This is a genomic window from Bacillus sp. JJ783 (assembly GCF_036963225.1).
GTDB classification, from domain to species: domain Bacteria; phylum Bacillota; class Bacilli; order Bacillales; family Bacillaceae_G; genus Bacillus_A; species Bacillus_A cereus_U.
This window is the reverse complement of the sequence record NZ_JBALMG010000071.1, coordinates 1-12,134: the sequence shown is the minus strand read 5'-3', so window position 1 is coordinate 12,134 and position 12,134 is coordinate 1. Positions and strand designations below refer to the sequence as shown.

Below are 12,134 nucleotides of genomic sequence, written 5' to 3'. Positions count from 1 at the left end.
TTGTTACCTTGTTTGCATGTGAAAGTGGAAGAGAAAAATATAATAAAAATATTAATCAAGTAATTAAATTAGAAAATGAAGCGCTCCAAAAACATGGAGAAGAAAATTTAAAAAGAAAAAATACACAAATTATAGTTTATGAAGATGGGAAGTATATTGAATTAATCTATAACACATCTTCTGGAGATAAAGTGGATAGAGTATATAGACTTAATAAAGATGAAGCATATGAGGAAATTAAAGAGGTGGGCAAAGAATTAGATTATAAAAAGACTGATTATACAGAAAATGTAGGTTTGAAATAAAAGCAACACCATTATTCTCAATATAAATAGAGATGTTGCTTTTATACACTGGTAGTTTAATCAGCAATAAGACTATTAGTATATCAGTTTAAAACCATGATAGATTGAAGATTCAAGCAGCTGTTTTAAAATGTTCTCCACATATGTCGGGTGTAGATGGAGCGGACGCGATCAACTTGTTTGGAGAGCATACGGCGTTAAATAAAGAGGAACTTAATAAACTTAGAGAAAAGATGAATGCATATTATCCTAAAATGATTTTTGGTCTAGTTTCATAAATTACTTGCAAACGAAATCCCCTTATCCTTCCAAAGTAAACCAAGAGGAGGTGATTCATGTATATGCAGTTAATGGAATATCACTTGCTACTTTAATTTTCTTTTAATATAATTAATTTAGAATTTTTAAATATTCTAAATTTTATAAAGGTGGGGTTTGTGTGAATCTCGTTCAATCTTTGGCTGAAACGGCAAAAAAGAAGGGGGATAAACCGGCGTACATATTTATGGATCAGTCGGTCTCGTATGACCAATTAAACAAAGTAGTCACTAGGTTTTCTAGCAATTTAGCAAAAATGGGCATTGGAAAAGGGGACAATGTCGCATTAGCTGTAGGCAATTCACCACATTTTTTAGTAGGTTTATACGGAACAATGAAAGCCGGAGCAACTGTCATTCCGATTAATCCAATTTATACAGCAGACGAAATACATTACATATTACAAAATGGAGATGTAAAAACAATCATCGTACTCGACGTCCTTCTACCTGTTATACAATCTCTTACAACAAGACTTCCTTCACTTGAAAATATCATCATATGCGAAACCTCATCAGATTTTAACCATATAGAAACCGAAAAAATGAAAACGTTTACTAGTTTTATAGGAACTGGAGATGTAACTTACGAAGGTCCTGAATTAGATGAAGAAGATGTAGCTGTTATTTTATACACTTCAGGTACAACTGGAAAGCCAAAAGGCGCTATGTTAACGCATAAAAATTTATATAGTAACGCTAGCGATGTGGCGTCATATTTACAATATACTGCGGATGATCGCGTCGTTGCGGCACTGCCGATGTTCCATGTGTTCTGTTTAACTGTTGCGGTAAATGCGCCGATTGTGAACGGGGCAACAATTTTAATGTTACCGAAGTTTAGTCCGAAAGAAGTATTTCGTATTTGTCGTACATATAAACCAACGATTTTTGCGGGTGTACCGACAATGTATAATTACTTATATTTATTTGAAGAAGCAAGCGCAGAAGATGTGAAGACACTTCGGCTTTGTATTTCAGGTGGTGCATCGATGCCTGTTGCGCTTCTGAAAAACTTTGAACAACGTTTTGACGTTATCGTTTCAGAAGGATACGGTTTATCAGAAGCATCACCAGTTACTTGTTTTAATCCGTTAGATCGTCCTCGTAAACCAGGTTCGATTGGTACAAATATTTGGCACGTAGAAAATAAAATTGTGAACGAACTTGGGGAAGAAGTACCTGTTGGTGCAGTTGGGGAATTAATTGTTCGCGGACCTAACGTTATGAAGGGTTACTATAATGCGCCAGAAGATACTGCGGCGACAATTAAAGATGGTTGGCTATATACAGGAGACTTAGCGAAAATGGATGAAGAAGGTTACTTCTATATCGTCGATCGCAAAAAAGATATCGTTTTAGTTGGCGGTTATAACGTATATCCTCGTGAAGTAGAGGAAGTATTATATACTCATGATTCGGTAGCTGAAGTTGTCGTAATCGGTGTTCCTGATGAAAATTTAGGAGAAGCAGTGCGAGCTTACGTCGTTCTGAAACAAACGAGCGTAACAGAAGAAGAGCTTACGCATTACTGCACGTTACATTTAGCGAAATATAAAGTGCCAATGAGTATTGAGTTTTTAACAGAATTGCCGAAGAATACAACTGGTAAATTGTTAAGAAGAGCTTTGAGAGAGAAGGCATTGCAAGTATAAAAATAAAGATATCCATCTCTATGACTACATGTTTAGAGATGGATATCTTTTTGTTTTTTTGAGTTGACTAAGCTATAAGTCCATATATTTAACGTATTATCCGATAGAAGTCTCCTTCTTCAAGCGTGTGAAGGACGATAGCAAAGCGGTAGGTGGGAGAGGATTTTTGGTTTGGCGTAGCCAAAAAATTATTTTTCCTATTTATTTCGCCTCTGCTATAATCAGTCTTATAAGAGGTAACGTTTGGTATGACAATGAAATGAGATAATCATGTAGTGTTCATGTTGTGTTATCACCGCCATAGATAAAGTAGAAATGTTTATGGGAAAGTGAGATGAAATGAATATGGAGAGTGAAAAGAAGAACTTAGAAACATTGCAAAAGGTAATTGATCACCTTTCAGGGGCGATTGGGGATTTAGTTGATCCATCAAGTTCGTATTCTATCGATTATTTAGAGAGAAAGGTTCATACGGCTCATTATTTACTTTTTAAAAATGAACGGAAAGCATACTTATGTAGGAAATAAAAAAGATTGGCTTTTATTTTTCTGTTCAATTGATAATTATTATCAATAAGATAGTTATGATGGATAAATGAATATAAAAGGAAATGTCATATTGATAATGATTAAAAAAGATTTATTCATATATTTGTTGTTGATGGTGAAAGGGAATAGTTAGGGATATTTGTATAAGCCCCCGAAGCGATAAAGTGAAATTCCAAGTTGACACATATGAATTACGGAATTAAAATGAAAAGAAATCAAACAGAATACAATAGAAGCTCATCAGAGAAACTGAAGGCGCACAACGTTCACTTTTGTGAATAGATTGTGTGCCTTTTTCTATTGTACAAACTAAGGGGGCTTTATATATGAAACAGTGGGGTAAGACAGCGTTTATGAAAAGTACAGGTGTCTTATTGTCAGCATTTGTTCTTTTGTCAGGGTGTGGTTCGGCAACATCCACTAGTAATTCTGAAGGAGGCGGAGATAAAAAGACAGTTGAACTTTTAAATGTTTCATATGACCCGACGCGTGAGTTGTATCAAGATTTTAATAAAGACTTTGCGAAGTATTGGAAAGAGAAGCATGGTCAGACAGTAAATGTAAAGCAATCACACGGGGGATCTGGAAGTCAGGCACGCTCCGTTATTGACGGTTTAGAAGCAGACGTTGTAACACTAGCGCTCGCTTATGATATTGACGCGATTAGTAAGAAGAAACAACTAGCAGAAGATTGGCAGAAGCGACTTGCGGATAATTCTACTCCGTATACATCAACGATTGTATTTCTTGTGAGAAAAGGAAACCCGAAAGGAATTAAAGACTGGGATGATTTAACGAAAAAAGGTGTGTCTGTCATTACACCAAACCCGAAAACATCTGGGGGAGCACGGTGGAACTATTTAGGGGCGTGGGGATATGCACTGAAGAAATATAACGATAGTGAAGATAAAGCGAAAGAGTTTGTCGGTCAAATTTATAAAAACGTGGAAGTACTAGATTCAGGAGCACGCGGGGCAACGACGACTTTCGTTGAAAAAGGAATTGGTGACGTGTTAATTGCTTGGGAAAATGAAGCGTTGTTATCACAAAAAGAACTTGGAAAAGATAAATTCGAAATTGTAACGCCTTCGATTAGTATACTTGCGGAACCGCCAGTAGCTGTTGTAGATAAAGTAGTTGATAAAAAAGGAACGAAAAAAGTAGCAGAAGGATATCTTGAGTATTTGTATTCAGAAAAAGGGCAAGAAATTGCGGCGAAAAACTTTTATCGTCCTCGTAATGAAAAAGTAGCAGAAAAGTACGCATCACAATTTCCGAAAGTTCAATTATTTACAGTAGATGAACTATTTGGAGGCTGGAAAAAAGCGCAAGAAAAGCATTTTAATGATGGCGGCGTATTTGATCAAATGTATAAAAAATAAGGGGGGATGAGGTGACGTTATATGAGGAAGAAGCGTGTTTTACCAGGGTTTGGATTATCTCTTGGATTTACAATGCTGTATATGAGTTTATTCGTACTTATACCACTTTCTATCGTATTTATTCAAACTTCGCAGCTAGGCTGGAAGAAGTTCGCACAAGTTATAACGAGTGAGCGCGTGTTACATTCCTATCAAGTAAGTTTCACAACTTCACTTGCAGCGGCAATCGTAAATGCCATTTTCGGTTTATTAATTGCCTGGGTACTCGTTCGCTACACATTTCCAGGGAAACGGTTATTAGACGGATTAATCGATTTACCATTCGCTCTTCCGACTGCTGTAGCAGGTATTACACTTACAACGCTATATGCGGAAAATGGCTGGGTTGGAAAAATATTTAGTGTGTTTCATATAAAAGTAGCTTTTACCCAGCTCGGAATTATTGTTGCACTTACGTTTATTGGCTTACCCTTTGTCGTCCGAATGGTGCAACCAGTGCTGCAAAGTATTGATAAAGAAGTAGAAGAAGCAGCTTCTAGCTTAGGGGCGTCGAGCTTCCAAATATTTGTGAAAATCATTTTGCCAGAAATATCCCCGGCTCTACTTGCTGGTTTTTCACTCGCCTTTGCGCGGGCGTTAGGGGAATACGGATCTGTCGTGTTCATTGCAGGTAATATGCCAATGAAAACAGAAATCGCACCGCTTATGATTATGACAAAACTCGAACAATATGATTATGCAGGCGCAACAGCTGTAGCGGCTGTGATGCTTATTATTTCTCTCCTTTTCCTGCTACTTATTAATATGATTCAAACTTGGAGCAGAAGGCACGAAATGAAAAGCGAATAGGAGGGGAGAAAATGGAACCAACATTACTTGAGAAGAAAATAGTAAAAAGCATGTCAGCTAAAAAAGAATCTAAGTTTGTACCAATTCTATTCATTACGATAACAATTTTATTTTTATCTCTCTTTCTATTACTGCCGCTCGTGACAATTTTTATGAAAGCATTTGAACGAGGAGTTGATGTATATATTGCCGCCGTAACAGATCAAGAAGCATTTTCAGCGATTCGATTAACGCTTCTCGTTGCATTCATCGTTGTACCGCTTAATACGATATTTGGAATAGCGGCTGCTTGGCTTATTACGAAGTTTCAGTTTAAAGGAAAGCAAGTATTATTATCTCTTATTGAACTGCCGTTTGCTGTATCACCAGTCATTGCAGGATTAGTATTCGTTTTACTTTTCACACCTCGTGCGAATCTTGGCGGATGGTTATTGGAACACGGGATAAAGCTCATCTTCTCTGTCCCTGGTATTATTATTGCGACGATATTTGTTACGTTTCCATTCGTTGCACGTGAATTAATCCCGGTAATGCAGGCGCAAGGAAAGAGTGAAGAAGAAGCAGCTCTATCACTTGGCGCAAGCGGCTGGAAAATGTTTTGGCGCGTCACATTACCAAATATAAAATGGGGTCTATTATACGGCATGATTTTATGTAATGCCCGCGCGATTGGTGAGTTCGGCGCCGTTTCCGTTGTGTCTGGTCACGTGCGCGGCATGACAAATACAATGCCGCTTCATATTGAAATTTTGTACAATGAATATCAATTTTCAGCAGCGTTCGCTGTGGCGACTTTAATGTCACTCATCGCAGTTTTTACGCTCGTTATAAAAAATTGGATTGAATGGAGAATGGAAAAACGACAATAAGGGGTGAGTGCGGTGAGTATTCAAATTCAAAATGTATCAAAACAATATGGTACATTTCAAGCGCTGACAGACATTCATTTGGATATTCCAAAAGGTGAACTTGTTGCCTTATTAGGCCCGTCAGGTTCTGGAAAAACGACGTTATTACGAATTATTGCAGGGCTAGAAGAAGCGGATGGAGGCTCGATTTCTTTTGATGGGGAAGATTTAACTGATATTCATGTGAAAAACCGGCAAGTCGGTTTCGTCTTCCAGCACTATGCACTTTTTAAACATATGAATGTATTTGAAAATGTCGCTTTCGGTTTAAAAGTAAGAAAGAAAAATGTAAGACCGTCAGCTGAAGTAATAGAAGAAAAAGTAATAGAACTATTGAAACTAGTAAAAATGGATGGTTTTGCAAAACGTTATCCAGCGCAATTATCTGGCGGACAACGACAGCGTATCGCACTAGCACGGGCACTTGCAGTCGAACCGAAAATTTTATTGCTAGACGAACCATTTGGTGCACTTGATGCGAAAGTGCGGAAAGAATTACGAAGATGGCTCCGGAAACTACATGACGAATTTCAAATTACGAGCGTATTCGTAACGCATGACCAAGAAGAAGCGTTAGACGTTGCGGACCGCATCGTTGTAATGAATGAAGGACGCATTGAACAAATGGGAACGCCGGAAGAAGTGTATGAAAAACCGGCAAGTCCGTTCGTATATGACTTTTTAGGAAACGTGAATTTATTTCACGGCCGCGTTCATAAAGGTAAACTAAATGTAGGATCGGTGGAACTAGAAGCACCAGAGCATAAGCACGTTTCAAACGTAGACGGAGTGGGATACGTAAGACCACATCACCTTTCAATCGCTCGTACGAAAGAAAATGTAGATGCCATTCCGGCGAAAGTAACATACTCACATGCAGTTGGCCCTGTCGTATATGTAGAATTGAAGCGCGACGGAACAGATGAGTATTTAGAGGCAGAAATTAGTAAAGAACAGTTTAGACAGCTAGGCATTCAAACGGGTGAGTTTGTATACGTACATCCGAGAGAAGTGAAGGTGTTTATTCCGGAGGATTTTGTTATTTAAGAGAGTTAACATGCAATTGAATGGACATCAATCGCTTGGATGCCAGCCAAAAGTAACAGAGGTGCTTTTATAAGAGAACATAGGGTAATGGCGAAGAAGGGGTTTCCTAACAATCCGAAATTGTATAATAAAATCAACAGTCCGGGCAAAAAATATTTGCAACAGGGAAAACGAAGGTAGATACGCATCATAGATTTTGTAAATCAATTAAAATGTACCCTATAAAGTAATGAGATTCACATTACTTTATAGGGTATAATACTTGTAAATAATAGTAGTTGAGGGATAGTAAATGAAATATGTGCATGGTTTTTATGTAAGAGAAGATATACAGGGAGAAACAGTATTAGTGTCTCAAGAAAGTTTAAGTGAATGTATAGAGTATATCAATAAATTTAATGTTGAAAGTTTACAAATAAGCGATATGTATTATGAATTAGAAGAGATAAGTTTTTTAGAGGAATGTAAAAATATTAAGTACTTATCTTTGAATAGTAGCTATTTAAAAGATGTTTCAAGTATATATAAGTTAGAAAATCTTAGGAGTTTATCGGTAAATGATTCTAATTATACTTTAGAGTTAAATAGATTGACTACATTGGAAGAGTTATACATGTATTGTGATAAAAAGGTAACGGGTTGGCAAGAACTTGTGAATTTAAAATCTCTTTATTTATGGAAGTATAACCCCCAGAATAAAGATTTGAAGGGATTGGATCGTTTACGGAATCTAGAGATATTGAGTATTACACAATCTAAAATAACTTCGCTTCGTGGGATAAAGAGTCTCGAAAAATTAAAGACTGTGAAATTAAATTATTTGCGAACATTAATAAATATAGATGATTTAAAGTATACAAATAATGATTTGTGTTATTTGGAAATTGAGGCGTGTAAAAAAATAGAAGATTTTAATGCGATTGAATATTTAACATCGCTAGAGACTCTAAATCTTTTTAACTGTGGGCAAATACCAACGATAAAATTTATACAAATGTTAAATAATTTAAAACAGTTTTCATTCGGGGGAAGTAACGTTATAGATGGTGATATTAGTTTTTGTGAAGGGATAGAATATGTGAGTTTTACAGATAAGAAACATTATTCTCATAAAAATAGATATTTTAATAACTTTTAATATAAGGAGAACAAAATGAGATTTCCAAGAGATGAAGATGGCCAAGTATTAAGGATGTTATATAAACAAGGTGTAGATTTTAGTGAAAAACACATAGTGGATTTCTTTATTGCAATTCCTGATAAAGACAATGCGGAAAAAATCATGGGTAGATTAAAAATATTAGGGTTAAAGTGTGAATTAGATTTTAATGAAGAATGCAATGATTGGACATGTACTTGTTCTAAAGAAATGTTCTTAATTTATGAGGATATCGTAGAGATGCAAAAGGAATTGAATAAACTGGGTGAAGAGTTTGGTGGATATACAGATGGTTGGGGTGCATTTGTGTAATAGTGAATTTATTTATCGTGATAAAATAAATTAGACTGAGTAAAGAAACTATTTATGGAAACAAGAGCTTATATAAGCTCTTGTTTCTTTGTATATATTAAGATAGCTTAGTGGTAGAAACGTATATGATATGTGGGGGGCAGGCTGCCCGTAAAAGCCCAATTGGTGAGGGCTGATTAAAGTTTCACTTTATATAGGTTTTGAGAGAGTAAGATATATTGTTTGTAGCGGGGATCTTGAAGTAAAGGAGCGCGTTATAATTGGCAATGACAAATGAACAATTCGAGAGTTATCTTGATATGTGTTATGACAAATTAGAAAGTAAACAACAAAAATTTATTTCGGATTATAATATCGATAACTTTGATGAATATTGGTATGATCAAGATCAATGTATATTACAGTTTAAAAAAAATGGTCAAGTTTTACTTGAATTTAGTGTTGTTTTTATAGGTTCTTGGTCTGGAAAGAGTAACAGTTGGATGTGGTCTTGGGCTAATGAGAATATGACTGATTATGCAAGAAGTAAGTCTAACGGTTTGAAGGATTTACAAAAAATCACAGGAAGTGATTTTTTTATAAATTCACTTTTTGAATGCGATCAAGAGATGGCGTATGAGCTAGCAGCCTTTTCCATTGAATATTTAGATGCAGAAGGAATGTATATAGTACCAGATGAGAGAAATGATTTATTTATGGCGGTTATGTTACCGAATGGATTGTAAGTAGAGCTAACAGATGCTCTTCCTTTTATGCTATCTATAAGTTATTATTTGTTTAGAATATTTCCGATAGGATTAGGCGTTATATTAGTTTATTTATTCTTTACTGGAGGATTTGTATAAATAAAACATGTGTTTTAGGAAAATGTAGTTATGTGAGTATAGAATGAAGAAAAAGTGCACCCAACAATCTGGGTGCACTTTTTATAACCTTTATATATTCCGCCTCATCAATTCCTCAACCTACGCCGCAACATAGTCAACATCATTATCACTTTCGTCTAACACGTAAGATTCTAAAATGCCCATTACAGCAGTTCCTAAAAACTTTAAAACGATGTGTTTATCAATGTTTTTATTGTGAAGATTGAAGTGCTTAATATTTACGTTAAACGTGCATAACAAGATATAATAGAAGAAATCAATAAGGAGGCTAGCAGTGAAAAATTTTCGTTATCTCAATATATTCACTATTTTAATTGCATACACACTACTTATGTTTTACATCGGCTGGAACGGCTGGGTTTGGCTCAGTACGGTATTTGGCTGGGAATCTTGGGGATATTACGCTTTCGTAGTTGGTTTCATTTCATATGCGTATATTCTCGTACAAGTGTTTAAATTCCTTCCTTTCCTGCGAACGGTCGGTTCAATTTGGTTTGCGGTTATACAATATGCGCTCATGTTATTGCCATTAGCCGATATTGCAGTCTTCTTTTTACAGTTTTCTATAGAGAAAGACACGGCAATTATTTGGACAGGGGCAGTCACTTTACTCGTATTTTTCTTTATCTTCGCATACGGGGTATTTAATGCGTATAGCCCGGTTGTAAGAAAGTATGATGTACATATACCGAAAAAGGTAGAAGGACGTAAAAGTTTACGTATTGCGATGGCTTCTGATATGCATTTCGGTAAACTGTCTGGAGTTGCTCATTTAAAGAGACTAGTCCACCATGTAAATGAAATGAAACCAGATATTATTTTACTGCCTGGTGATATTATTGATGATCATCCAGGTGTGTTCATTCAGAAAAATATGGGACCAATCATGAAACAGATGAAAGCTCCATTAGGTGTATATGGTGTGTTAGGAAACCATGAATATTACGGCCGAGCTGTTCCTGAGTTTTTACAAGAGATGGATAAGATTGATATTCGTATTCTTTTAGATGAAGTCATTACAATTGAAGATGATTTTTATCTCGTTGGAAGAAGAGATAAAACAGAGCGTGATCGTCAAAGTTTTGAAAATCTAATGAGTACGGTAGATAAATCGCTTCCTGTTATCGCAATGGATCACCAACCATTTGAATTAAAACAAGCAGCGGATGCCGGCGTCGATTTACTATTATCCGGTCACACGCACCGCGGACAAATGGCGCCGAATCATATTGTGACGAGAAGAATGTACGAACTAGACTGGGGATACGCACAAAAAGGTGCATTCCACGCGATTGTTTCTTCTGGATTCGGATTTTGGGGACCACCGCTTAGACTTGGAAGTAGATCTGAGATTGTGCAGGTGGAAGTTACGTTTGAATAGGTATGTGAAATAGAGAGCTGAGTGCTCTCTATTTTTTAATTTAAAGGTACAAAATATTCGAGTGAAGTTCTTTATTTACTCTCTGAAAAAAGAGATACTATAAGAAGACTCTGCTTGAAAAGGGGGATTATAAGTGATCATATCAGATGTAATATACGGTGAGTTTAAAGTAGATAAAGTGCTAGAAGAATTAATTTTAAGTAAACCTGTGCAAAGGCTGAAAGGGGTTCATCAGGCCGGAGCAAGTTACTTAATGAATGAGAAATGGAATGTAACACGTTTTGATCATTCAGTTGGTGCTATGTTGTTAATTAAAAAACTTGGTGGTTCAGTAGAAGAACAGATTGCTGGTTTACTGCATGATGTATCGCACACTGCTTTTTCTCATGTGATTGATTACGTTTTTGATAACGAAAATGAAAGTTATCATGAAGAAATATTTAGCTCTGTTGTGAAAAACTCGGAAATCCCGGCGATTCTTTCAAAACATGGTTATAACTATGAAGATATTTTATTAGATGATTCGAAGTGGACATTACTTGAAAGATCCGCACCGGAATTATGCGCAGACCGAGTGGATTACACATTGAGAGATATGTATACATATGGATATATTTCTTTAGAGGAAGTTCACAGTTTTTTAGAGGATGTAATCGAAGTAGATGGGAAAATGGTCCTTCAAAGTATCGAAATTGCTGAATGGTTTACAGAAACGTATTACAAAGAAGTAATCGATTTCTTTATGAAACCACTTAATATTTACGGAAATGATATGTTAGCTAAAACGTTAAAGTTAGCTCTTCATAAAAAGGTTATTCATGCAGATGATTTTCTTCTTGAAGATCATGAGCTGATATCGAAATTGCAACTATGTAAAGATCAAGAAGTAGATGCTTTATTAAGAAAAGTTCATCCAAGTATAGAAGTAAAAGAAGATAGAAATGAGTATGATCTACATCAGAAAAATAAAGTGCGTCTCATTGACCCGCCATTACTTCGTGAAGGAAAAATCGTTCAGTCGTCTGTCGTATCAGAAAAAATAAGACAGATGAGTGATGTCGCTTATGAAAAAGCGGTAAGAGGGATGTATGTGAAAGTGATTTCTAATTAGTTTATTTGTAATAGGAAAAGGTGTCATCAATTATGATGACACCTTTTCGCTTTAAAGGGTTGTTCGTATGGAAATGTGTTACATTTTTACGAGACTATTTTATTTTACTAGAAAAATACCTTTTATGGTAAGGAAATAACTGCTAAAAAGTTTTTCGTTGAAAATAATTTGTGAAAAAAGTACTAATTTTTAATGTGACAAAAATAATATATTTTAAAATAATCGCTTTAGAATCTTTCGTTCTTTATATATGGATTTTTCTATCATTTAAG

At 35.7% G+C, this 12,134-nt stretch carries 13 protein-coding genes; 12 read left to right on the top strand and 1 reads right to left on the bottom strand.

Annotation, left to right across the window (positions count from 1 at the left end):
• The 10 genes from V7038_RS15740 to V7038_RS15695 all read left to right on the top strand — a co-directional run.
• Window positions 1–305: hypothetical protein (locus V7038_RS15740; protein WP_335470843.1), on the top strand; the 305-nt coding region annotated here is incomplete at its 5' end.
• Between the two features lie 439 nt (window positions 306–744).
• Complete coding sequence (locus tag V7038_RS15735; RefSeq protein ID WP_002202844.1) at window positions 745–2,277, top strand: fatty acid--CoA ligase family protein; 1,533 nt, start codon at window positions 745–747, stop codon at window positions 2,275–2,277.
• 339 nt (window positions 2,278–2,616) lie between these two features.
• Entirely contained in the window at window positions 2,617–2,805 is a 189-nt protein-coding gene (locus tag V7038_RS15730) for a hypothetical protein (RefSeq protein ID WP_335470840.1), read from the top strand.
• Between the two features lie 347 nt (window positions 2,806–3,152).
• Window positions 3,153–4,208: a sulfate ABC transporter substrate-binding protein gene (locus tag V7038_RS15725; RefSeq protein WP_002202842.1), complete on the top strand. Its 1,056-nt coding sequence runs from the start codon at window positions 3,153–3,155 to the stop codon at window positions 4,206–4,208.
• Between the two features lie 21 nt (window positions 4,209–4,229).
• Window positions 4,230–5,057, top strand: a complete 828-nt coding sequence (cysT, locus tag V7038_RS15720) for a sulfate ABC transporter permease subunit CysT (RefSeq protein WP_002202841.1) — start codon at window positions 4,230–4,232, stop codon at window positions 5,055–5,057.
• Between the two features lie 11 nt (window positions 5,058–5,068).
• Window positions 5,069–5,926, top strand: coding sequence for a sulfate ABC transporter permease subunit CysW (gene cysW / locus V7038_RS15715; protein WP_335470838.1), 858 nt, complete (start codon window positions 5,069–5,071; stop codon window positions 5,924–5,926).
• A 12-nt stretch (window positions 5,927–5,938) separates the two neighbouring features.
• A complete protein-coding gene (locus V7038_RS15710) occupies window positions 5,939–7,012 on the top strand; it encodes a sulfate/molybdate ABC transporter ATP-binding protein (RefSeq protein ID WP_335470836.1) in 1,074 nt (357 codons plus the stop codon).
• 292 nt (window positions 7,013–7,304) lie between these two features.
• A complete protein-coding gene (locus V7038_RS15705; protein ID WP_002201440.1) occupies window positions 7,305–8,150 on the top strand; it encodes a hypothetical protein in 846 nt (281 codons plus the stop codon).
• A 15-nt stretch (window positions 8,151–8,165) separates the two neighbouring features.
• Window positions 8,166–8,483 (top strand): ribonuclease E inhibitor RraB, encoded by a 318-nt coding sequence (locus V7038_RS15700; protein ID WP_002201439.1) that lies wholly within the window; start codon window positions 8,166–8,168, stop codon window positions 8,481–8,483.
• Between the two features lie 260 nt (window positions 8,484–8,743).
• The gene (locus V7038_RS15695) at window positions 8,744–9,208 is read left to right on the top strand and encodes a DUF6882 domain-containing protein (RefSeq protein WP_002202837.1); all 465 of its coding nucleotides are present in this window, start codon (window positions 8,744–8,746) and stop codon (window positions 9,206–9,208) included.
• A 240-nt stretch (window positions 9,209–9,448) separates the two neighbouring features.
• On the opposite strand, the gene V7038_RS15690 is transcribed toward V7038_RS15695, so the two are convergent.
• Window positions 9,449–9,610, bottom strand: coding sequence for a TetR family transcriptional regulator (locus tag V7038_RS15690; RefSeq protein ID WP_081339782.1), 162 nt, complete (start codon window positions 9,608–9,610; stop codon window positions 9,449–9,451).
• A gap of 34 nt (window positions 9,611–9,644) precedes the next feature.
• On the opposite strand from V7038_RS15690, the gene V7038_RS15685 reads away from it, so the two are divergent.
• Window positions 9,645–10,751, top strand: coding sequence for a metallophosphoesterase (locus V7038_RS15685; protein ID WP_002202836.1), 1,107 nt, complete (start codon window positions 9,645–9,647; stop codon window positions 10,749–10,751).
• A gap of 133 nt (window positions 10,752–10,884) precedes the next feature.
• Window positions 10,885–11,862 carry an HD domain-containing protein gene (locus V7038_RS15680; protein WP_002202835.1) on the top strand — a complete coding sequence of 326 codons (978 nt, stop codon included), beginning with the start codon at window positions 10,885–10,887 and terminating at the stop codon, window positions 11,860–11,862.
• Window positions 11,863–12,134 lie beyond the last annotated feature (272 nt).